Source organism: Pistricoccus aurantiacus (assembly GCF_007954585.1).
Lineage (GTDB): Bacteria > Pseudomonadota > Gammaproteobacteria > Pseudomonadales > Halomonadaceae > Pistricoccus > Pistricoccus aurantiacus.
On the sequence record NZ_CP042382.1, the window covers coordinates 2,229,314 to 2,251,526 of the forward strand.

At 59.4% G+C, this 22,213-nt stretch carries 17 protein-coding genes; 11 read left to right on the forward strand and 6 right to left on the reverse strand.

The features are described 5' to 3' along the window. The first annotated feature begins 111 nt into the window (after nucleotides 1-111). On the forward strand, nucleotides 112-1,302 hold the full coding sequence (locus FGL86_RS10700) for a M24 family metallopeptidase (protein WP_147184549.1): 1,191 nt from the start codon (nucleotides 112-114) through the stop codon (nucleotides 1,300-1,302). Nucleotides 1,303-1,400: 98 nt separating this feature from the next. Here FGL86_RS10700 and FGL86_RS10705 read toward each other — a convergent pair whose 3' ends face one another. After that, nucleotides 1,401-2,954, reverse strand: a complete 1,554-nt coding sequence (locus FGL86_RS10705; RefSeq protein WP_186764381.1) for an ArnT family glycosyltransferase — start codon at nucleotides 2,952-2,954, stop codon at nucleotides 1,401-1,403. 24 nt (nucleotides 2,955-2,978) lie between these two features. Then, nucleotides 2,979-4,067: a metallophosphoesterase family protein gene (locus tag FGL86_RS10710; protein WP_147184551.1), complete on the reverse strand. Its 1,089-nt coding sequence runs from the start codon at nucleotides 4,065-4,067 to the stop codon at nucleotides 2,979-2,981. Between the two features lie 188 nt (nucleotides 4,068-4,255). Between FGL86_RS10710 and FGL86_RS10715 the strand changes: the two genes are divergently transcribed. Then, entirely contained in the window at nucleotides 4,256-4,495 is a 240-nt protein-coding gene (locus tag FGL86_RS10715) for a hypothetical protein (RefSeq protein WP_147184552.1), read from the forward strand. Nucleotides 4,496-4,576: 81 nt separating this feature from the next. Here FGL86_RS10715 and FGL86_RS10720 read toward each other — a convergent pair whose 3' ends face one another. Together FGL86_RS10720 and FGL86_RS10725 are read right to left on the reverse strand one after the other, a co-directional pair. Next, entirely contained in the window at nucleotides 4,577-5,335 is a 759-nt protein-coding gene (locus FGL86_RS10720) for a COG4705 family protein (RefSeq protein ID WP_147184553.1), read from the reverse strand. Between the two features lie 163 nt (nucleotides 5,336-5,498). Beyond that, on the reverse strand, nucleotides 5,499-5,759 hold the full coding sequence (locus tag FGL86_RS10725; RefSeq protein ID WP_147184554.1) for a hypothetical protein: 261 nt from the start codon (nucleotides 5,757-5,759) through the stop codon (nucleotides 5,499-5,501). 292 nt (nucleotides 5,760-6,051) lie between these two features. Here FGL86_RS10725 and mprF point away from each other — a divergent pair, with 292 nt between their 5' ends. The 8 genes from mprF (at nucleotide 6,052) to FGL86_RS10770 (ending at nucleotide 17,945) form a co-directional block, all read left to right on the forward strand. Then, nucleotides 6,052-8,634, forward strand: a complete 2,583-nt coding sequence (mprF, locus tag FGL86_RS10730; RefSeq protein WP_147184555.1) for a bifunctional lysylphosphatidylglycerol flippase/synthetase MprF — start codon at nucleotides 6,052-6,054, stop codon at nucleotides 8,632-8,634. Continuing rightward, nucleotides 8,631-9,971, forward strand: coding sequence for a virulence factor family protein (locus FGL86_RS10735; protein WP_147184556.1), 1,341 nt, complete (start codon nucleotides 8,631-8,633; stop codon nucleotides 9,969-9,971). Before mprF ends, FGL86_RS10735 begins: the two co-directional genes overlap by 4 nt. Nucleotides 9,972-10,186: 215 nt before the next feature. Continuing rightward, nucleotides 10,187-11,494, forward strand: coding sequence for a TolC family protein (locus FGL86_RS10745; RefSeq protein ID WP_186764382.1), 1,308 nt, complete (start codon nucleotides 10,187-10,189; stop codon nucleotides 11,492-11,494). Further along, a complete protein-coding gene (locus FGL86_RS10750) occupies nucleotides 11,491-12,558 on the forward strand; it encodes an efflux RND transporter periplasmic adaptor subunit (protein ID WP_147184558.1) in 1,068 nt (355 codons plus the stop codon). The genes FGL86_RS10745 and FGL86_RS10750 overlap by 4 nt, the downstream gene beginning before the upstream one ends. Next, complete coding sequence (locus FGL86_RS10755) at nucleotides 12,555-15,626, forward strand: efflux RND transporter permease subunit (protein WP_147184559.1); 3,072 nt, start codon at nucleotides 12,555-12,557, stop codon at nucleotides 15,624-15,626. Before FGL86_RS10750 ends, FGL86_RS10755 begins: the two co-directional genes overlap by 4 nt. Nucleotides 15,627-15,756: 130 nt before the next feature. After that, on the forward strand, nucleotides 15,757-15,945 hold the full coding sequence (locus tag FGL86_RS10760; protein ID WP_222433742.1) for an acetoacetate decarboxylase family protein: 189 nt from the start codon (nucleotides 15,757-15,759) through the stop codon (nucleotides 15,943-15,945). An 82-nt stretch (nucleotides 15,946-16,027) separates the two neighbouring features. Beyond that, entirely contained in the window at nucleotides 16,028-16,810 is a 783-nt protein-coding gene (locus FGL86_RS10765; protein WP_147184560.1) for a 3-hydroxybutyrate dehydrogenase, read from the forward strand. 241 nt (nucleotides 16,811-17,051) lie between these two features. Next, nucleotides 17,052-17,945: a mechanosensitive ion channel family protein gene (locus FGL86_RS10770; protein ID WP_147184561.1), complete on the forward strand. Its 894-nt coding sequence runs from the start codon at nucleotides 17,052-17,054 to the stop codon at nucleotides 17,943-17,945. A 258-nt stretch (nucleotides 17,946-18,203) separates the two neighbouring features. On the opposite strand, the gene FGL86_RS10775 is transcribed toward FGL86_RS10770, so the two are convergent. Beyond that, nucleotides 18,204-18,524, reverse strand: coding sequence for a YidH family protein (locus tag FGL86_RS10775; protein ID WP_147184562.1), 321 nt, complete (start codon nucleotides 18,522-18,524; stop codon nucleotides 18,204-18,206). Nucleotides 18,525-18,662: 138 nt separating this feature from the next. Here FGL86_RS10775 and FGL86_RS10780 point away from each other — a divergent pair, with 138 nt between their 5' ends. Next, nucleotides 18,663-20,501, forward strand: a complete 1,839-nt coding sequence (locus FGL86_RS10780) for a M61 family metallopeptidase (protein ID WP_147184563.1) — start codon at nucleotides 18,663-18,665, stop codon at nucleotides 20,499-20,501. An 11-nt stretch (nucleotides 20,502-20,512) separates the two neighbouring features. Here FGL86_RS10780 and FGL86_RS10785 read toward each other — a convergent pair whose 3' ends face one another. Next, nucleotides 20,513-22,168: an FMN-binding glutamate synthase family protein gene (locus FGL86_RS10785; RefSeq protein ID WP_147184564.1), complete on the reverse strand. Its 1,656-nt coding sequence runs from the start codon at nucleotides 22,166-22,168 to the stop codon at nucleotides 20,513-20,515. Between the last annotated feature and the right edge of the window lie 45 nt (nucleotides 22,169-22,213).

Consider the following 22,213-nt stretch of genomic DNA (forward strand, 5'->3'; position numbering starts at 1 on the left):
TGGCCAGCGTGACTGTCCAGTTCGGCGCTTTAAAGTACTTTGATACCCGCCACGGTTTAGCCTCCGGCCTTCTACACTCCAAAGGCAACCTTGAGTGCTGGAGCGCCAACAATGGATCACACCGCCTATCGACATGCCTTGGCCGCTGAGCTACACGGCAGTGAGTTACCCTTTCCCGAAGCCGAGTTCGCCGCGCGCCGCCAGAAAGTGCGGGACGCGATGTCGGCCGCAGGGTTGGATGCGTTGCTGCTTACCGATCCGGCGGATATCTACTACCTGACCGGCTACCATACCTTCGAGGTCTCGGTGCATGCCTGTCTGGTGTGCGCCATGGATCGGTTGACCCTACAGGTTCCATCCATCGAAACCGGGCCGGCGGTGGTCACGGCATCCGTCGACGAGGTGCTGGGTTATCACTGGGAGTGTCTCGATGAGGTCATCACGCCGCTCTGCGATGTGCTGGCGAACTATCGTTGCATTGGTATCGATGGTTGGAGCGCCGGACTCCGCCACGAGGTGATCATTCGGTTGCAGGCGCGATTGAGCGTCGAGCGCTTTCAAGAGAGCGGGGCCTTGCTCGATCACATTCGTATCGTCAAATCATCGCTGGAGCTCAACTGCCTGCGCGAGAGTGCACGGATTACTGCGACAGGCATTCGAGCCGCGCTGCGCGTCATTCGTCCTGGTGTCACCGACAATGTCATCGCCGCCGAAGGTGCTCGGGCCATGTTGGCGGCGGGCAGCGAATTCATGAGTATGCAGCCTATCGTTACCGCTGGGCGGCGCATCAGTATTATTCACGTCAATCACAAGCGGTTCACCATCGACCAAGACGAGCCGGTGTTCCTGGAGTTTGGTGCCGCCTATCAGCGCTATACGGCACCGATGATGTGTACCGCGGTGGCGGGGCGCGCCAGCGACGAGATGCGCGTCCTGCGCGATCTTTGCCGTGAGCTGTTCGAGACGCTATGCGCGGCGATGCGCTCGGGTAACCGATTCAGCGAAGCCGCCCTGGCCGCCGAGACCCTGCTGGTACCCTGGCGTGAGCAGATATTCTTCTCCGGGGTGTTTGGTTATGCGGTGGGAGCGCAGTTTCCGCCGAGCTGGGTCGAGGGGAGTGGCTATATCGCTCGCAGCCAGCACGCTATCTTCGAGACTAACATGGTGTTTCACCTGCCGATCTGCCTGCGGTTGCCGGGCCGGTGGGGCATCGGTATCAGCGACACGGTCGTGGTGACGCCAGCTGGGGCGGTGCCGCTGACCAATAACAGCTGGCAGTTGCAGGAGATGCCAACGGCTTGATGATGGCGTGGATGCCCCCTGCTTTGCCTATCAAGCAATCGCCAACTGAACCTCGTTATTTTGGTAGATATCAGTCAGACGATTGAATAGATCCATTCTCATAGTGTGGTCGACTGTTTCAGCAGATTACGAGCCTCGCGCAATACCAACCACCTTCCGCGATAGCGAAATGCCTGAGCACCTTCAGGAATATCTGCTGCCTCGCTCACCTTGCTGACGATAAGGCCATTCGGATGCCGCTGGCTCCAGTCGGCGACCTTCTCGCTCTTGATCTCTTGCAAGGGAGCCGTCAAGCGTCCGGCAAAGCCGAAGGTGGCCTGATAATCCATATCGGCAATGGCCACGGCGCCACTCCGCGTCTGCCAATCCTTGATGACTTGCGACGGGGCGCTGACGTCATACGCGCTCCACAGCGGACCCAACATGACATGAATCGCCACGACCCAGGCCAGTGCATTGCATAGCGCCATGGCCCGCAGCATCGCCATCGGCGAGTGCAGCCGAATCGCGAGGCTGCCGAGGGCCACGGCCAATAACAGGAGGGCGCCCAGCGGATCGATGCCGTCGCGCAGCAACGGCGACCCCGTAACATTGAGGACCAAACCCGCCAGGGCGAGCAGGCTCCAGCCCAGCCCGAATCCCCAGAGCCGTGGCGGCTGACGATCGCTCTGCGGAAGTTCCCGAGCGGCCAGAAGCGCCAAGGCCGGGAGCAGCGGCATCAGGTAGTGGATCTGCTTGGCGCTGATCAATATGAAAAAGGCAAGCGTGCCCAAAGCCCAACATCCGGCGAAACGCTCCAGGCGCTCACGCCATCGATGCCGAGGCCAGAGCGGCGGCCAGGTCCAGGCGGGAAACAGCAATACCGGCAGCAGCGGAAAATACCAGTACCAGGGGCGCGCATGATCCATGGCCTGGGACAAGCGGTCGGCGGTCTGGCCCCAGAATAGCTGTCGTGCGAAGGCGTCGCCGCCCAGCCAGGCTGCCGGCAAGGCCCAGGCCAGCAGCATCAGCACGGCCAACGCCAGGGCCAGGCCGACCCCTTTCCACCAGACCGGCGCCACTCGGCCACGCCAGTAAGGGGCAGTCAGCACGATCACCCCCCAACTGACCAGCGCCGTCGGTCCCTTGGTGAGCAAGCCCAGACCCAACCACACACCGGCGATCAGCCATTGTCTTCGAGAAAGTGGCGAATCGGCCGAAACCAGCGGCGCGATGGCGCCGAGTACGCAGGCGGTGAGCAACACATCGAACATCAAGGCGCCGCTGTAGGCGACCCACAGCAGCATCGCCGCCAGCACGAATGTCGCCCGCCAGGCATAGTCGCTTCCCCCCAGGCGGTGGGCGATGCGAAAAAGATGGAATTGCGCCAATAGCGCCGCCAGCGGCGAAATCAGCTTGGGCCAGGCATCGTTGACGCCGAAGAGTGTCCAGCCGAGGTGGATCAGCCAGAACAGCAGCGGCGGCTTGTCCGAATAGGGCGCGCCGTTCATGTGCGGTACCCAGAACTGATGCTGCTGCCACATTTCCCAGGCGACGCTGACGTAGCGGGTCTCATCGATGGGAAGGTAGGGGCGCGACAGGGCGACCAGACTGATCAACCAATAAACGGCGAATAGCGTAAGGAGATTCAAGAGCTGGACGCTGGATTTCATCGGCTTGTTGTTTCCCATCGTTTATCACCGCGAATTACACGACCCTGCTCCGCTATCCAGGACTTCATGGGTTTTCGCCGACAGGAACTGCCATTGGTATTCCTCCGGGGAGAGTTCGAGCTTCAACAGGCCATGCACGCCGCCAATCAGGCGCTTGGAAAAAGCCGCCGGTGGCCGCGAATCATCGGGATCGGTGCCGCCGGTGCCAACCACGAAGGTCCTGATGCCATGCTCGGGATCGACGCGGCCCGCTGCATCGAGCGGCCGGGTTCGTTCGTAGAAATGGTTATGTCCGTTCAGTACCAGGGTCGCGCCATGGCGGTAGAGAATGTCGAACAGTCGCCGGGCGTCTGCATTGCCTTCACGGTCCTTGGTCGAAAAGGCGGGTCTGTGGAAGAAGGCAAGCACGCAAGCCGCGTCTGACTTCGCCAGCTGGTCTTCGAGCCAGCGAGCCTGAAGAGAATCGGTATCCGCGGCGACTTCGCTGTTGAGCGATAGGATAAGCCAGTCGTTCTGGCGCCGCGCATAGTAGCCGCGTCGCTCGGGCCCCGCCCGGCTACCCCAGTAGTCGTAGTAGCCGTAAGCGTTAAGGGAATGGTATTCATGATTGCCCGGAGCGGGGTAGGTCCGCTGCTTAAAGTCGCCCCAGATCCGCTCGTAGCAGTGCGTGAAATCCGCGGGTGCGCCGTCCGGATAAGCAAGGTCGCCGAGGGCCAGGACCGGCGCGCCGGGATACTGCTCGACGAGATTCGCCGTCTGAAGGGCGCCGGGGTTTGCCTTGAGCTTGGCGACGGGAAGCCCAAGAGAGTGATCGAGATTTCGCCATATTTCCTCGGCATGGGTTGCGGCGCCGCCGGCCGGCTGGCACCTCGCGATATCGCCTGCCGCCAGCAGTATCGAACCGCCGACGGCGGCTTCGTTGTTTATTGCATTAGAGCCATTATTACGATCCGCAGCCGCAACTTTGGACTGAAAAATACTACGGTCGAGCCCGGATGCCGCCATGGATACAATTTGGCCACGAGTGACCAGAATCAAGATAATTCCGGTCAGTAATAACAACATGATCATCATACCGATGATCTTGAAATACTTGCTCGACTTCCTGATCATTGTCTGCGTCCTTTACAAGCGTCAGCCAAGAATGATGACCTTATACCTGCCGATAATCGTCTTGGGATGAATAACCAATACAAATAACGCATGATCGATTCTTTTTCTTAAGTAATGCTTAAAAGCGTAAAATAAATAAAATGACACGCTAAGTTTGTCTTAAGAATGCATAGTTAAAGTGTGATCTCGTGAACCTTGAGATCACTATCAACATGCTAAATAATCAACTCAAAGCACGTTTTCTGGATGGCTTGGAAACCGTTTCCTATTACGGTGGCATGATCGTCGATGAGTTGGCGGGTCTCGCTTTCTTCTTGCTGCTTTTTTATATTTATTTGATCGTGGCAATGGTCTACATTCCATTGGCACTGTTGGTATTTGCCATGCGTAGGATTACCAAAGTCTTGAAACGCAGGACTTGTCGTTAAAGTGTTGCTGCATGATTTATCGCTCAGCCTGTCGATGGCAGACTGAGCGATATAAATGTTTCCTGAGTAACTTTTTTATCCTTAATGGCTCTTGCTCGCGGCGCGCTGCTTGAACACCAGAATACATGCCACGATAAAGACGATCAGAACCGCGGAGGCGGTGTAACGACTCAGCGCCAGGCCCCCATCACTGACCGGCTTATCGAGGAAATCCCCCACCACGGCCCCCAAGGGGCGCGTCAGCACGAAAGCCGCCCAGAACAATAGCGTATGCGAGATCCGGGTCCAGAAATAGGCGGCGGCGACCAGGGCAAGCAGGGCGGCGAAGATAGCGGCGGCGCCGGTGTATCCCAGCCCGGCGGTATCCGCGGTCCAATCCCCCAAGGCGGTTCCCAGCGTCTGGGAGAACATGATGGTGGTCCAGTAGAAGGCTTCGGTCTTGGGGGAGCTGACCGATTCCACGGAGATCGATCCCATGGTGCGATACCAGAGGATCAAGGAAGCCATTAGAGCGGCGAACAGTAGCGAGGTACCCCCCGCATAGCCAATGCCCAAGGAGCGATCGGCGAAGTCCGCAAGCGTCGTGCCAACGGTGGTAGTGGCAACGATCGTTGCCCAGTACAGAAAAGGGTGGAAGCGCTTGGCGGCGATCTGCGCGCCGACGAATACAAGAAATACCACCGCGAAGATTCCCGTCGCCACGAGATAGCCGAGATTCATCGACATCGATACCGCATCACCACCGGTTTCGCCCAGGGTGGTAGCAGCGATCTTGATGATCCAGAACAGCAGAGTGACTTCCGGCACCTTGGCCAGACTTGCCTCGATATTCTTTTGCATGACACTACGTATCCCCAGACCAGGAAGTCGGAGCTAAACATGACAATAAAATTTATTAGTTCGAAATTAGTGGTCTGCAAAGGTTTCAGAAATTAAAAGGGTTCTATCAAATAGAACCCTTTTTGCTGATAGAGAGAATTTGAAAATCTCGGTACAGCGAATATTACATGTCGCTTTTGGCGTTTTCTGCCTTCTCTTCAGTCGACAGCTCATCGACCATGGCTTCCAGTTCTTGCACTTGCTTTTGCAACGCCTGTACATGCGCATCGGACCCGTGGCCTTCGGTTTCGGCGGCCTGTTGCGCTTGCTGCTGCAGTTTCTGCCTATGTTCCTGCATGGCGGCGGAGTCGGTGCCTGCCGCGAGTGCCATACCGGAAGCCAGCGACAAGGCCAGGAGGGATGCTGCCAATAGGTTGTTTTTCATGGTGTTTTTCACTCTTCAGGGTCGATACATAAGTGTTTAAAACCAAGGTATCAACGCAAGTTGGTTTTAGTCATTTTCTTTTCGCGGTTCGCTTAACCACGTTTGAAGATTGAGCCAAGCCTGTCTTCCTGTCAAAGAATACGAAGCAATTTTTCCTTACAGTTTTTTAAACTTTTCGCAAGCCTTTATCCCATGCAATTCGGGTAATAATCCTGTAACACCTGAATTCAGGGTACAAAGCGGATAAACGTGACCCCTATCGCACTCCACCCGACGACGGAGTAAATAACGCATGCCAATCAAGGCGTTGATAAAGCCGGTCGTATCTTGGGCCGGTCTAGGCGGCAGGTGGCGAACCGCCTGGCCGATGCTGGTCGGTATTGGCCTGTTCGGGCTGGCGCTCTGGGTCGTTCACGGGGAGCTGGCGCATCTGGATCTGCGCACCATCCTGAAACAGATCGCCGCCATGCCGCCGGGGATCGTCATGCTGGCGATCCTGGCCACCGCGGGTAGCTATCTGTGTCTCACCGGCTACGACCGGCTGGCGTTGAGGTGGATCGGTCGCCCGTTTGCCTACCGCCGTATCGCCCTGGCTTCCTTTACGGCCTACGTGTTGGCAAATAGCGTCGGTTACAGCGTGCTCAGCGGCGGCGCGGTGCGCTACAAGCTCTATGGCGGCTGGGGGCTGGGCGTCGCGGAAATCGCCAAGCTCATCGGTTTCGTCGCCTGGACCACGACCCTTGGCATAACGACCATTCTGGGCATCGCCGCCATCGGCGAAGGCCAGCGTCTGGCGGTGCTGGTGGGCTTGCCCGGCTGGTTCGGACCACTCTTCGGCGCGGTGGTGCTGCTGATACCCGCGGGATGGCTGGTGCTCGCCGCCTTGAAGATCGGGCGACTGACCTGGCGCGGCCATACCGTGACGATACCGAGCCTGCCCATCGCCAGCGGCCAGATCCTGGTGTCTGTCGTCGATCATGCCTTTTCGGCGCTGGCGCTTTATCTGCTGTTGCCGGACCACGCGGGTTTCGGGCCCCTGGGCTTTCTGGGGCTCTACGTCATCGCCATCACCGCCGGCCTCATCAGCCACGTGCCCGGCGGGGTAGGGGTCTTCGAGGCGGTCATCCTGCTTGTCGTGCCGCAAGAGGCTCACGGCGGCACGCTGGCGGCGTTGGTGACCTATCGCCTTGTCTATTATCTGCTGCCGCTTGCCCTGGCCGGCCTGCTGCTTGCCGCTCGCGCGCTGCGTCGTCCCAGCCGCGGCCTGATGAGCTGGAGCTTGCCCCTGGCGCCCTCACTGTTTGCGGTGCTGGTGTTCGTCTCCGGCTTGCTGCTGCTGATTTCCGGGGCGACTCCCGCTATTGAATCGCGTATCGACTGGTTGAATGCCATCCTGCCGCTGGGCGTGATCGAGGTGTCGCATTTCTTCGGCAGCCTCGCGGGGGTGGCACTGCTGTTGGTCGCCGATGGGCTGCGCCGCCGGCTCGACGCTGCCTGGCTGCTGGCCTGTGGCTTTCTAGGGGCGGGGATCGTCTTCTCGTTGCTCAAGGGCGCGGACTATGAAGAAGCGCTGGGGCTCGCCGTTACCCTGGTGATCCTGTTGCCCTGTCGTCGCGCCTTCGATCGCCGGACCCGCCTGCTTGCCCTGACCCCTTCTCCCGGCTGGCTGGCGGCCAGCGCGGTAGGCGTGGCCGCCTGTATCTGGCTGGGCTTCTTCGCTTACCGCCACGTGGATTACGCGAACGGTCTCTGGTGGTCCTTCGTGCTGAACGAGAACGCGCCGCGGTTTCTGCGAGCGAGCGTCGGTGTCGTCCTGGTATTGGCAATCGTCGGGCTGCGTCTGATCCTGCGGCCCGCCCCCGCGTCCTTCACCTTGCCAAGCAGCGAGGAGCTGGATCGCGTCGAAGACGTGATCCAGCATGCCGAGGGACCAGGCAGTGCCGCCTGGCTGGCAATGCTCGGCGACAAGTACCTGCTGTTCAGCCCCAGCGGCGGGAGTTTCATCATGTTCGGTATCCAGGGCGCCAGCTGGATCGCCATGGGCGAGCCGGTCGGACGACTGGACGAGCGGCGGGATCTGGTGTGGTCTTTCGTGGAAGCCTGCCACCGCCATGGCGGGCGACCGGCGTTCTATCAGATCACGCCGGAGGCCATGCCAACGCTCGCCGAGATGGGACTCGCCTTTCAGAAGCTGGGCGAACAGGCCTATGTGCCCCTCGGCCAGTTCGATCTGCAGGGGCCCGCCAAGGCCAAGCTGCGCCAGACCCGGAATCGCGGGCAACGCGAAAAACTCGTCTTTGCGGTGGTGGCCAGGGAGGAGGTGGCCACCATTCTCGACGAGCTGCGGGTGATTTCGGATCAATGGCTGGGTGGCAAGAACACCAAGGAAAAGGGCTTTTCCCTGGGACGTTTCGATGCCGACTATATCCGCCGCTTCCCCGTGGCGGTGTTGCGTCTCGAAGGGCGTATTGTAGCCTTCGCCAATCTGTGGATGACGCCGGATCATCGCGAGCTATCCATCGATCTGATGCGTCATGCGAAGGACGCGCCCCATGGCGTGATGGATCTCCTGTTCATCGAACTGATGCTGTGGGGACGCCAGGAAGGCTATGCGGAGTTCGACCTGGGCATGGCGCCGATGGCGGGGTTGGAGGCGCGGGCGTCGGCTCCCGTACTGTCCCGAGCTGGTGCGCTCATGTTTCATCATGCCGAACACTTCTACAATTTCCAGGGCCTGCGCGCCTACAAGGAAAAGTTCGCCCCGATCTGGCGACCGCGCTATCTGGCGGCACGCCCGGGCATCGAAATGGCGCGAACGCTAGGGGACACGGCGCTGATCATCGGCGGTGGCATGAGGGGGTTGATCAGCCAATGAACAAGACAAGGTTTCTCGTTGCCGCGTTATCACTGCTTGTCCTCGTGACGGCCTGCCAGCCTCAAGAGACGACGATCGCGGCGGGGCGGATGGGCGAGGTGGTTTACCTGGCGCCGGAGGACGAACCGAGCAACGTGATCTTCCTGTTCTCCGATACGACCGGCTGGAACGTCGATCTCGACGAGGTGGCGGAAGGCTGGCGCCGCAAGGGAGCCGCCGTGCTCAAGGTGCCTTTGCCGCGCTATCTCGACGCGCTGCGGGAAAGCGACGACGGCTGCCATTATCTGATCAGCGAGATCGAGGACACGAGTCATCGGCTTCAGGCAGAGCTGGGCACCGAGCGCTATCACGCGCCGATCCTGGCGGGTGCCGGCATGGGGGCGACTCTGGTCTACGCCGCGCTGGCCCAGTCGCCGGCGGTGACGATTGCCGGCGCCGCGAGCGATGGCGCCCCGGGCCGTCTCGACACCAGGGTGCCGCTGTGCGCCGGCGCCGCCTCGATCCCCGCCGCCGCCGGCGGCTTCACCTACACGCCCGAGGCTCATCTGAACGGTTGGTGGCGACTCCTGCCATCCGCGGATCAACGGGAGTCGGCACGGGAATTCATAGGCGGCATGGCTGGCGCGCAATTGGTCGCCGCGTCCGGCAATGAGAGTCTGGTCGCCCGTCTCGATCGGCTGTTACAGAAGGCGCTGACCGCATCAAGCGGCACCAGATCGCCGATCGAGAGCTTGCCGCTCCATGAACTGCCCGTCGATAACCAGGGCGATCTCATGGCGGTGATCTGGTCCGGCGACGGTGGCTGGCGGGATCTGGACAAGACTATCGGCGAGCGCTTGCAAAGCGAGGGGATTCCGGTGGTTGGCGTCGACTCCCTGCGCTATTTCTGGCGCAAAAAGACGCCGGAGCAAGTCGCCCGGGATCTCGCCGCCATTCTAGAGCATTACCAGAAGGCCTGGGGGCGGTCGCGGGTGATACTGGCCGGCTACTCCTTCGGTGCGGACGTGATGCCGTTCGCCGTCGACCGCCTGCCCGAGGATCTTCGCACGCATATCGCGCGTATCTCGCTTCTCGGCATGGCCCGAGATGCTGCCTTCGGCATTCATGTGGTCGATCGGCTATTGGGCCGCGAGAGCAAGGACGCGTTATCCACCCTGCCTGAAGTCGCGAAGCTCGACCTGCGACTTGTGCAATGCGTCTATGGTGAAGAGGAAGAGAACACAGCCTGTACGGCTCCTGAGTTCGACAGTGCCGAACGGATCAAGACCAATGGCGGGCATCATTTCGACGGCAACTACGACGCTCTGGCGCAGCGTATCCTGCGCGACGTCCGATAGAGGAAGACCACGATGAAAATCAATGAGGTTGCATCACGCGCATTCGCGATGCCGCTGACCAATCCGTCCTATCCTCGTGGCCCCTACCGATTCATCGACCGCGAGTTCATGCTTGAGGGGCTCCTGCAATGAGAGGCGGACAAGAGGGCTGTAGTAAAGATCGAGGATTCTACCGAAGACCGCGGTCCCTAGCCATTGGCCTGCTTGCGGCTCTGATGCTGATACTTCAGGGTTGCGCGACCTTCACCCAACAGCCCCTGCCAAATGCGCCTAGCCTGGTATCGATCGCCGATGCCCCCCGCGCACGCCTCAACATGTCAAGCGTGGGCGGCGTTGCCGCAACCTATAATCCAGCCTTGGTTGCTGCGCGTACAAGACTGCCCGAAGAGGATGCCCGCGTCTTTGCCGCAGGCTTGCTGCCCGATCCACAATTGAGCCTGTCTCTTGATGACCCGCTATCCAACGCGGCCGGTCTAGTCAATGCCTATTCCGTCGGTCTCGCCTATGATCTGCGCGCGCTCGTCCTCCGTGGAGAGACGATCCGCGCGGCGGAGTTTTCCAGACTGCAGGTCGCGCTGGATGTCGAATGGCAGACGTGGCAGACGATGCAGCAGGCGCGCGACCTGTACATCCAGCTGGCCTTCTTGAATCTGAAGCACGACTTGTTGAACAGGGAAATCGGTGTTTTCCGAAAAGATGTCAGTCATCTCAAGGCAGTCGTGTCGTCAGGTGATGAGACCGTCGACGTGCTGGGGGCCAGCCTTGTGGTACTCAGCGATGCCGAGAACCAGCTTCAAAATGTCAGAAGTCAGCGCGTGGTCATTCGCAACCAGCTTGCCGCCCTGATTGGTCTGCGTCCCGAAGCGGGTTTCAGCATTAGCGTACTTCCCACCAACCTCGGTGAGCCCTCCGATGACCGGATCGAGGACCTTCTGGCCAGCCTGCCGGAGCGCCGTCCCGATCTGCTCGCCCTGCGCGCGGGCTATCAGAGCCAGAATGCCCGGAAGAGGGGCGCGATACTGGGCCAGTTCCCGTCCCTGTCGGTGGGTCTGACACGGGCCAGGGATACTGCTGCCCTGAAGACGAACGGTGTTTCCATCTCCCTCAGCCTGCCGCTGTTCGACGGGAACCGGGGCAATATCGCGATCGAGCGTGCGACGAGTGACCGCCTGTGGGCTGAATATCAGGCACGGCTTGATGCATCCGCCAGCGAAGTTCTGGGGCTCAAGACGGAAATTTTGATACTCAACCGGGAAATCGCGCAGGCGCAGAACACGCTTGATGAAATAGACCGGATCGTCCGCAAGGGAGCGGAGGCTTATCGTCTGGGCGACTTTCCGGCCCAATCGTATTCCGCCCTGTTGGTTGCACGCCTGACACGGCAGTTGGCGATCGCGGACCTTCGGCAACAGGTCTGGCAAGCCACAAACGGTCTGGTCAGTGTCCTTGGTGGCCGGACGGCGCGACAGCTGGGTGCGCCGACACAATCCAGGCTTGCGTCAAAGGCAGATAGAAAAACATGAAGGCTGAACACGACATGATTCCAAGACAATTACTTTTTGCGGGTCTGTTTTTTTTCGTCTTTTCAAATGGCCCGCCTGCATTCGCGCAGGACGCCGCTTATAGGGTCACGGTGGCGACTGCCAAGAGCGCCACCTTTGGTGAAACGCTAGAAACCTTTGCGCAGGTCGAGGCCGACCCCAAGATGTCGTCGACGCTTGCCGCATCGGTCAGTGGCACCGTGCTCGACGTCAAGGTGTCCGTCGGCGATACAGTGGCCGTGGGCGACCTTCTTGCAGAAATCACCACCGATCCTGTCCTTCTGGCGCAGACCAAGGCGGCGGAAGATACGGTCAACTACGCCCGCGAGGCGCTGGCGCACCAGCAGCGGCTGTTCGCACAACAATTGTCCACGCGCGATCAGGTGGCCAGCGCACAACGCGATGTCTCGACCGCCGAAGCCAACCTGGCTGCGGCCAGGAGATTGGGATCGGATCAGAGCATCTCGCAGGTGACGACAGGTGTTTCAGGGGTCGTGTCGACCGTGGCGGTAGCGCCGGGTCAGCAGGTCAGCCAGGGAACGGCCTTGGTCACGATAGATGATCCCAAGGCATTATTGATCCGCCCGGGGGTGGAACCTGCGGATTTGCGGCTGATCAAGCCAGGTGATGTCGCACGCGTCACACCCGTCTCTGCGCCGTCTGACTCAGCGGCCAAAGGGGTCATCGCTCCGGTGATGACGATTGGCAGCACGGTCGATCCGACAACCCGTCTTGTACCCGTAACGATCACGATTTCAGGTGTTTCGGCGGACAGCTTTATTGTCGGCGAAACGGTGAAGGTCTCTTTTAGCACTCAAAATCAGGACACGGTCAGCGTTCCACGATCCGCGCTGGAATATGATGGATCAACACCCTTCGTATTTCGCGTCGATGCAAAAAAGGCGATCCGAACCAACGTGACGCTGGCGGGCAGCACCGACACCGAGATCTATGTGTCGGACGGTCTGAAAGACGGTGATACGGTGATCATCGGTGGGTTGAGTGGCCTCACCGACGGCGCGCCCATTGAGGTCGTTTCTCCATGAAATTTGCCGACTGGGCCGTCTCGCATCGCCGCGGAATCCTGTTTCTTGCCTTCGCGATCGCCATGGCCGGAATCGCGGCCGCCTTAACCGTCCCGGTCGGCCTGTTTCCAAAAGTCAGTTTCCCGAGGATAGAGGCCTCTCTGGATGCGGGTGACCGGCCCGCCAAGCAGATGGTGCTTCAGGTCACACGTGTTGCCGAAAAGGCCGTGCGCTCGATCCCGGGGGTCGTCGGCGTCCGCTCGACCACCAGCAGGGGCACGGCGGATGTTTCCGTCAACATGGCCTGGGGGACGGACACCCGCATTGCGGCGCTGGAAGTGGAGTCGGCGCTGACCGGTGCCCTGCCGTCGATGCCGCCGGGAACGGCGGTCTCCGTCCGCCGTATGGACCCGACCGTGTTCCCGGTCGCAGGGTACGCTTTGACATCCGACCAGACCGATCAGATCGCCTTGCGTCTGTATGTCCGCGATCAGTTGGTGCCCGCGCTTTCGGCGATTAATGGCGTGGCGGACGTAACCATTGGCGGCGGTGATATTGGCGAGTTCGAAGTCGAAGTGTCGGACGAGCAGATGGTGCAGGCGGGGGTCGTGATCGGTGATGTTTCCAACGCTTTGGCAGCGTCCAACGTACTGCAGGCTGTTGGCCGGATTGAGGATTTGCACAAGCTCTACCTTGTCGTCACGGATGATCGCTTGAAAACGATGGATGACATCAAGAAGACGATTATCCGCGCCGGACCATCCGGAACGATAACGCTGGATGATATTGCCACGGTCAGAGAGGCTGCCGCACCCAATTGGACAATTGTCACCTCGAACGGAAAACCCGCCGTTCTGTTTCAGGTCTACCAGCAGCCGGGCAGCAACACTGTGCAGATCGTCAAGGATGTCAAGAGTAAGCTGGAGACACTCAAGGCCGGTCTTCCGGCGGGCACCCAAATGCGCAATTGGTACGATCAAAGCGACCTCATTTTGGCTTCGGCTGCCAGCGTGCGCGATGCCATCCTGATCGGTGTCGGTCTGGCGGCACTGGTCCTGCTATTCTTTCTGCGCAACATCAAGGTCACGTTGATTGCCCTGATTGCCGTGCCTGCGGCGCTGGCGTCCTCGATCCTCATTCTGAAAATATTTGGACGCAGCTTCAACATCATGACCCTGGGCGGCATGGCGGCGGCCATCGGTCTGGTGATCGACGACGCCATCGTGATGATCGAACAGATGGTGCGCGGGCTGGCCGAACGCAAGGAGGCCAGCCATGCTGAACGCGCTCGCGCCGCCGCCGCATCGTTCTTCAAGCCGTTTCTGGGGTCATCCCTGGCGACGGTGGTGATCTTTTTGCCACTGGCATTCCTGTCCGGCGTTACTGGCGCATTTTTTCAGGCACTGTCGCTTACCATGGCAAGTGCCCTGATCTTCTCGTTCTTGGTCGGTTGGCTGGCCATTCCCCTGATCGCGGACAAGTTGCTTACGCAAAAAGATGTGGATCGTGAGGAGAAACGAGACACAAAAAAAGGGCTGATCGACAGGCTCTATACCGGCGCGATCCGCACTCTTCTGCGCGCGCCCATTCTTGCGCTGCTGATCGTGGGTGTTTTCCTGGGCGGATCGTACCTGGCCTATAAGCATGTCGGGTCCGGTTTCATGCCGCACATGGATGAAGGCGGTTTCGTGCTCGATTATGTCGCACCGGCAGGTACCGCGCTTACCGACGTCGACAATCTGCTGAAACAGGTTGAAGCCATTCTTCTGGCCACCCCCGAAGTCGATACATTCTCGCGGCGGACAGGCATACAGTTGGGGGGCGGGCTGACCGAGGCGAACGCCGGTGATTTCTTTGTCAAACTCAAGCCCTTGCCGCGCAGGCCGATCGATGCCGTCATGACCGAGGTGCGCGACAAGATCGGCGCGCATGTTCCAGCGCTCGACACCGACACGGCCCTGCTGATGGAGGATTTGATCGGCGACCTGACGTCGGTTCCGCAGCCGGTGGAAATCAAGGTCTATGGGGACGATCAGGCGAAACTGACCGAAATTGCCGGAAATGTCGCCAAGGCGATCGGTGGCGTTCAGGGACTTGTTTCCATTCTGGATGGCATCGTATTGGCCGGTGACGCTTTGACGATCACGGTCGACAGGCCGCTGGCCGAGTTGAATGGTCTGGACCCGACCGAGGTAACCCAGCAGATCAATGCTCTGCTTACGGGTGATTTGCCCACCCAGATCACCCAAGGCATCAACGTGATGGACGTGCGCGTGCGCCTCCCTGCCACAGAGCGCACAACGATTGATGATATTTCCCGCTTCGAAATCCGAAATACAAATGGGGCCCTTGTCCCTTTATCGCGCATCGCGAAAATTGAACGTGTCACGGGACAGCCAGAGCTGACGCGCGAAAACATGAAACAGATGGTCGCCGTCACCGCACGCATAGACGGGCGTGACATGGGGTCCGCCGTTGCCGATGTCATCAATATTCTAAAGAGCGACGCGTCTCTGATCCCGGCTCCTTACACATGGGAAATTGGTGGACTGTACAAGGAACAGCAGGCGTCGTTTCGTGGCCTGATGACGGTTTTCGGTACGGGCATTATTCTTGTATTCATGTTGGTGCTCTTTCTCTACGAGAGCTTCGCAATTGCGGTGACGCTGCTATTCGTGCCCCTTATTGGGGCTGGTGCTGTATTCATAGGCCTGTTCGTCACCTCAACTGAACTCAACATCTCGGCGCTCATGGGCCTGACCATGATTCTTGGGATTATGACTGAAGTCAGCATTTTCTATTTTTCCAAATATCAGGATCTCTGCAAGACGGGGATGGAGCGTTTCGAGGCACTGGTTCAAGCGGGCCAGGCGCGTTTCAGACCCATTCTGATGACGACGGTCGCCGCGATCCTCGCCCTGATACCCCTTGCCCTTGCAATTGGCCAGGGTTCGGCAATGCAGCAACCTCTGGCCATCGCGATTATCTCCGGATTGATCGTTCAGATGCCACTTGTTTTGATTGTTATTCCGTCGGTCTATCGGATCCTGGGCAGAATACCGAAGCCGGGCAAAGTGAACGATGCCTAATACTATAGTTTTAGATAATAGCTTTACTTCGGTAAGGGCGTCGCGGGTAGCTATGTGCATTCGATGTACCTCAACGATGAGGCTCTCATGTCGATTGCACGCCGCGTATCTGCGAACTGGGTGGTACTACATGGAAGACATCACGGTCAAGGGTGCCTGGGAGAGTCCGGCAGGGTTGGAACTGCACCACCATGCCCTGGCTCCCGTGGCCGAGCTGCCCGTGCGCGAAGTGCTCTCGGCGGTGCATATCCTGACCGATCTGACGCTGGGATTGGGTGAAGTGGTACATGACTACCTGTTGCAAGAACAGGGAAACTAAACGCCGTCATTCAGGCCAATCAAGCCGAATAATGGTGGGAAATGTAAGCGATGATTATCCGGTTATTTAAAGGAGTTGCATAATGAACCTCAAAGATAAAGTCTGCCTCATCACCGGTAGTGCCAGCGGCATCGGGCATGGAATCGCCAAGCGTTATATCGCCGACGGAGCGCTGGTCGTCATCGCCGATCTCAAGCTGGATGCTGCCCAGAAAGCGGCTGATGAACTCACTGCCAAAGGCCTTGGCAAGGCCATTGCGGTCGAGATGAACGTTTCGGACGAAGAGCAGGTCAACGCCGGCATTAAAAAGGTGGTGGATACCTGGGGACGGATCGACGTGCTGGTCTCGAATGCCGGCATTCAGATCGTACACAAGCTGGAGGATTTTCCGTTTTCCGAGTGGAAGAAGCTGCTTTCCATTCATCTTGACGGGGCTTTCCTGACCACTAAGGCCTGTCTGCCACATATGTATCAGGCGGGGTCGGGAGCGATCATCTTCATGGGCTCGGTTCATTCCAAGGAGGCCTCACCGCTCAAGTCCGCCTATGTCACGGCCAAGCATGGCCTATTGGGTCTTGCTCGGGTGATCTCCAAGGAAGGAGCGGCGCATGGTGTGCGCGCGAACGTGATCTGTCCGGGCTTCGTCAAAACGCCCCTGGTGGAGAAGCAGATTCCCGAGCAGGCCAAGGATCTGGGTATCTCCGAAGAAGAGGTCGTGAACAAGGTCATGCTGGGGGAGACCGTCGATCAGGAGTTTACCACCATCGAGGATGTGGCGGAGGTTGCCCATCTCTTCGCGGCTTTTCCGACCAATGCGTTGACCGGGCAATCGCTGGTCGTCAGTCATGGCTGGTACATGAACTGAAGTGCGGATTGGCAATACCATCCCATTCAAGTGGCGGCGCTGAGGTGGCTTGATCTCTCAGTGGAATTCTAGGGCCTGGGGCCTGTGTGATGATGCTGGCCTTCAAGGATGCCTTCTGGCTGAGGGGTATCGCCGCCTTTGCCATACTGCCAGTGGTGCTGGTCCTGAAACGTCCGAAGAGGGGCGAAGTCCTTCAGGATCCGGCATCTTGAGGTGAAAACGATCATCGAGGAAATCTGCCATGGAGCAGATACTAGCAAGGTTTTGGGCGGCCTTGAAACACGGCGTGGCGCTGATTCATCCCGATAGCCCCACCGGCGCCCTGATACTCCTGGGTCTATTCGCCCTGCTGGGAATACTGTTGTCCAAGCTGCTGCGTCATGGTCTCAGGCTGCTTCTCGAACGCGACCGCGCGCAGCGCATCGATCGGCTCGCCGCCACCTTTCTAGGAAAGATCGGACATATCTTCATCTGGGTCTTCATGGTGATGCTCTACGCCCACGCGATTCCGGAGTTGCACAAGCTGGGTAGCGCCCTGCTGGCCAGCGTGTCCATTGCCTCAGTGGTCATCGGCCTCGCGGCACAATCAACCTTGGCTAACCTCGTCGCGGGTCTGAGTCTGATCTTCTACAAGCCCTTTCGCCTGGGCGACCGGCTGGAGGTGACGGTTCCCGGCGGGGTCGAAACCGGCGTGGTCGAGGCGGTGTCGTTGGGCTACACGATCCTGCAAACCTACGACAATCGGCGGGTCGTGCTGTCCAATTCCACCATTTTAAATACCGTGATGATCAATCATACCTCTGGCAACCCTAGGGTGATGGCAGTTGTGCCGTTCTCGATCGGCTTCGGTGCCGACATCGATACTGCTCGGGGCATCGCCATGAGTCTGGCGAGAGATCATGTGGATGTTCAGGAAGTGGTTTCCTGTCCGGTGACGGCCTTGAGCTCATCCAGCGTGGATCTTGAACTATGGGTTTGGTGCCGGGATGCCGGCGTTGCTAAGGGAGTGAGGTTCGATCTGCTTGAGGCGATCAAGAAACGCTTCGACGCAATGGGGATCGAAATACCCTTTGCCTATCAGAACATCGTCATCAAGTCCGGTACCGGCGTGGCGTCGCCAAAAGAAAGCGAATGAGAACCTCTAGAACGTATATCTCGCGCCCAGATAGAACGATGACTGTCAATGGTTTTGCCAGCCGAGATCGACTCGGGTATCTCGGTCGATCAATACGCGTGTTTCCGATGCGGGGCGAGGTCGAAAACCTCGAATCACGATGGGCCGTTTCAGGTGTGCCTGCCCGGATAGCCAGTATTATCGCCCAGAGCCGCGCCTTGCGCCCGATCTTCATCGGCCGGCCCCCGATCGAATGATAATGTCCTGGAATCTTGTATCTCAGGTGACATGGATGGCAAAGCTTCCCAACAATACAAAGAGCGCCCCAACTAACAGCATCAGAAGCACTTCGGCCGGACCGGAATCGTCCGGCAGGTGATCGACGCTGTCGATCCGTCGGCTTACCTGGCGCATTCTCAGCCAGGCAATCAGGATCACGACGGCGCCGGCACCCAACACCAGTATTTCTGACCAGAGGGGAGGATGCTGGTTGCCGAGTCGGGCCGCCGCCAGTCCGAAACCGACGATGGCGACCACCGTGCGAACCCAGGACAGGAAAGTACGCTCATTCGCTGCGTGCGAACTGAAATTATCGATCACTCGGCCACCTCGATCCATCGTTTTCAGGTCAGTGAAATATCGGCTCGGTTCTCACTCGACGCAAGGGACATGACTGGCGGAAAGCAAAGCCGCCGCCTAGTGTCGATAGAAAAGCATGGCTCCCGGGGGAAGTGACGAATGATTGTCGATACCGATCGAGCACCGATCCGGCTCCATGTCGATGCGACCGATATTGCGCGGGGCATCTTCAGGATCGAAGAGACCGTCCCGCTGGAGACGAAGGGAGATATCATCCTTTCTCTGGCAAAGTGGCTGCCGGCATACCATGCGTCCCGTGGGGGAATCGATCTGCTTGCGGGGCTGCGGATCGAGGCCGATGGCAATCGGTGTTCCTGGACCCGCGACCCGGGTGACGCCTTTCGTTTTCTGGTGGATGTTCCGCGAGGAGCGGATCGTCTAATGGTGCGTTTTCAGGCACTGACGCCGACGGACAGCAGCCAGGGTCGCGTGCTCGTCAGCGACGACATGCTGCGTCTGCAGTGGAGTGCACTGTGTCTCTATCCGGCGGATATGCCCGTCGACGACATTCGGGTCGAAGCGGTCTTGCGTCTGCCGGCCGGATGGATTCACGGCACGGCACTGGACGTGAAGGAAGAAACGTCCGAGAGGATAGCCTTCTCGACGACGGACCTACGGACGTTGATCGATTCACCGGTGCTTGCCGGACGCTACGCCCACATTGAACGACTTGCCTCGGACGTCAGGTTGACGATCGTCGCCGATCGGGCCGATCAATTACCGCGCAGTCGCGAGATGCTGCACAAGCACCGACGCCTGGTGGCCGAAGCGGATGCGCTGTTCGTACGTCGCCCTTTCCGGCGCTATGAATTCCTCATGTCGCTATCCGATCAAATCGGCAGGTCAGGGCTCGAACATCGTGCCAGCTCGGAAAACGGGGTACGGGCCACTTATTTTTCCGACTGGGAGCGATCGACCACGGAGCACGATCTGTTGCCCCACGAATATACTCATAGCTGGATCGGCAAGTACCGGGTGCCGGCGGGAAATCTTCAGCCGGATTTCTCCTGCATGACCAATGAACTGATGTGGGTCTACGAAGGGCTGACACAGTTTTACGGCCATGTTCTCGCCGCGCGCAGCGGGCTCATCTCGAACGAACAGACGCTTGGCGCCTTCGCGCTCATCTTCACGACTTACGATAGCCGGCCGGGTCGCCAGTGGCGGCCGCTGGTCGATACCGACATGGACCCGATCTTCGCGGCACGCAAGCCACAACCCTGGCGCAGCTGGCAGCGCTCCGAGGATTATTACAGCGAAGGGCTGTTGATCTGGCTGGAGGCGGACATGCTGATCCGCACCGGGACGAAGGGAAGACGTTCGCTCGACGACTTTGTTCGCGCCTTTTTTGCACCACCCGCCGGCGCAGCGCCCCAACCGCCACCCGTGCCTTATACGCGGGCGGACGTGATCGCGACGATGTCGGACGTCTTCGCGTACGATTGGGAAGCGTTTTTTGCCGCCCGGGTGGATCGCATCGCCGAGCGGGCGCCTTATGGTGGGATAACCTTGGGTGGCTACCGGCTGGCCTGGCGGAAGTCGCCGTCGGACTGGCAGTCCCACGATCAGCACCATCACCATTATTTCGATTTCACCTATTCGCTGGGCATGCAAGTCGGCTCCAAGGCCAGGATCATCGATGTGCTGTGGGACGGCCCGGCATTCAAGGCCGGTCTCGTTCGTGACATGAAGATTCTTGCGGTCGCCGGCCGCGGCTATTCCCACGGCGCCTTGCGAGACGCCATCGACATGGCACAAGACGGTAATTCATCCATCGAGCTAACCGTGCGTCGCTTGGATCATGTGAAGACCGTCAGGATCGAATGGGACGGTGGCCAGCGTTATCCGGTGCTCGAAGCCGCCAGCGATACACCGAGGCATCTCGATGCGCTTCTCGCTCCGCGCGTCGATCCAGAACCGCAGGACGACAATGGTTAAGTAGTGTTGGATTAAACGGTTCTGGCGAGTATCGATGCGCCGGAGCTTGCCCTCTGATCCATCAGGTCCAGCAGCGGTCGGAAACTTTCTGCCTGGGCGGAATTCCACCAGTGAGCGTAGATCGTCTCCTCCGGGGCATCGACGAGTATTGCCTTGGGGAGAAACGGATAGATCCTGTCCATGGGAAGGGCGGTGGTTGCGTCGATTCTCTGCACGAGATGGTGCGGCTGCAGATCGTCGGGATGCGCGAATCCCGTCGCCGCGACGATATCGCTCAAGGCTTCCAGCGTCTTGGCATGAAAGCGCGCCGCGCGCTCGGACTGAATATCGACATCCAGCCCCCGCTGGCGCCATTTATCCTGGGTCGTCACGCCGGTCGGGCAGGTGCCGAGGTGACAGCGCTGAGCCTGAATGCAACCGACCGACATCATGAAGGCGCGTGCCGCGTTGCACCAATCCGCGCCGATCGCCAGATTTTGCGCGAGCCCCATGCCGGAATGCACCTTGCCACTCGCCACGAGACGTATCTTGTCCCGAAGTCCCGCGCCGATCAGCGCATTACGCATCAGCACGAGCCCATCCTGGAGCGGCATGCCGACCCAGTCGGTCAGTTCGAGCGGCGCGGCGCCGGTACCGCCCTCGGCGCCGTCGACGACGATGAAGTCCGGATGAATACCGGTCTTCAGGATGGCCTTCATGATGGCGAAAACCTCATGCGGCTGACCGACGCAAAGCTTGAGCCCGACGGGTTTGCCACCGGATAGCTCACGCATCCTGGCCGCGAATTCCAGCATCTCGATCGGGGTCGAGAACGCCGAGTGGCCGCGCGGAGAGAGGCAGTCCTGATGGGCGGGAATCCTGCGGGTCCTGGCAATTTCCTCGGTCACCTTGGCTGCCGGAAGGAGACCGCCATGGCCGGGTTTAGCCCCCTGGCTGAGCTTGATCTCCGTCATCTTGACTTCACTGCGACGGGCATTTTCCGCAAACAGACCAGGATCGAAGTGACCCTTGTCGTCACGCGCCCCGAAATAGCCCGATCCCAACTCCCAGACGAGATCGCCGCCATGCTTGAGGTGATAGGGGCTGATACCGCCTTCTCCCGTGTCGTGGTAGAAATTGCCCGCCTTCGCGCCCTTGTTCAGCGCTTCGATGGCAGCGGCGGACAAGGCGCCGAAACTCATCGCCGAAATGTTCAACACGGAGGCCGCATAGGGCTGGCGGGTTTGATCGTTGCCGACGCTCACGCGCGGAGATCGGTCCGGATCCGGATGCGGTGCGATCGAATGTTGAAGCCAGCGATACTCCTGGGAGGCGGTATCGCGTTCGGTGCCAAACGGATGCGTGTCGGTCTTGCCGCGCGCCCGGGCGTGAATCAGCGAGCGGGCCTCGTAGTTGTAGGGCGTGCCTTCCAGGTCGTCTTCCACGATATAGGCCCGCAGGTAGGGCCGCAGATCGTAGAAGAGCCAGCGTATCCACCCGGCCACCGGATAGTTGCGGGCGATCGTCCAGCGTGTCTGATACCAGTCGTGAACGCCCAATCCGATGATCGCGAGCGTCACCAGGATGAGCAAGCCGAGCGGCCAGCCCCAGGGCAGGAAAATCAAACCGGCCAGCAGCGACAATATCGCGACCATGGGGACGATGGTTCGCTTGAGAAGATCGATCATATTCGGTGAGCACTCCCTGGTTTGGGAACGTTCTAGTTAAACGAA

Bases quoted from the DNA above. Each gene is read 5' to 3' on its own strand.
- FGL86_RS10785 (WP_147184564.1), bottom strand. From the start codon at position 22,168: ATGATCGATCTTCTCAAGCGAACCATCGTCCCCATGGTCGCGATATTG.
- FGL86_RS10750 (WP_147184558.1), top strand. From the start codon at position 11,491: ATGAAGGCTGAACACGACATGATTCCAAGACAATTACTTTTTGCGGGT.
- mprF (WP_147184555.1), top strand. From the start codon at position 6,052: ATGCCAATCAAGGCGTTGATAAAGCCGGTCGTATCTTGGGCCGGTCTA.
- FGL86_RS10700 (WP_147184549.1), top strand. From the start codon at position 112: ATGGATCACACCGCCTATCGACATGCCTTGGCCGCTGAGCTACACGGC.
- FGL86_RS10725 (WP_147184554.1), bottom strand. From the start codon at position 5,759: ATGAAAAACAACCTATTGGCAGCATCCCTCCTGGCCTTGTCGCTGGCT.
- FGL86_RS10705 (WP_186764381.1), bottom strand. From the start codon at position 2,954: ATGAAATCCAGCGTCCAGCTCTTGAATCTCCTTACGCTATTCGCCGTT.
- FGL86_RS10745 (WP_186764382.1), top strand. From the start codon at position 10,187: ATGCTGATACTTCAGGGTTGCGCGACCTTCACCCAACAGCCCCTGCCA.
- FGL86_RS10735 (WP_147184556.1), top strand. From the start codon at position 8,631: ATGAACAAGACAAGGTTTCTCGTTGCCGCGTTATCACTGCTTGTCCTC.
- FGL86_RS10780 (WP_147184563.1), top strand. From the start codon at position 18,663: ATGATTGTCGATACCGATCGAGCACCGATCCGGCTCCATGTCGATGCG.
- FGL86_RS10770 (WP_147184561.1), top strand. From the start codon at position 17,052: ATGGAGCAGATACTAGCAAGGTTTTGGGCGGCCTTGAAACACGGCGTG.
- FGL86_RS10760 (WP_222433742.1), top strand. From the start codon at position 15,757: ATGGAAGACATCACGGTCAAGGGTGCCTGGGAGAGTCCGGCAGGGTTG.
- FGL86_RS10710 (WP_147184551.1), bottom strand. From the start codon at position 4,067: ATGATCAGGAAGTCGAGCAAGTATTTCAAGATCATCGGTATGATGATC.
- FGL86_RS10720 (WP_147184553.1), bottom strand. From the start codon at position 5,335: ATGCAAAAGAATATCGAGGCAAGTCTGGCCAAGGTGCCGGAAGTCACT.
- FGL86_RS10765 (WP_147184560.1), top strand. From the start codon at position 16,028: ATGAACCTCAAAGATAAAGTCTGCCTCATCACCGGTAGTGCCAGCGGC.
- FGL86_RS10755 (WP_147184559.1), top strand. From the start codon at position 12,555: ATGAAATTTGCCGACTGGGCCGTCTCGCATCGCCGCGGAATCCTGTTT.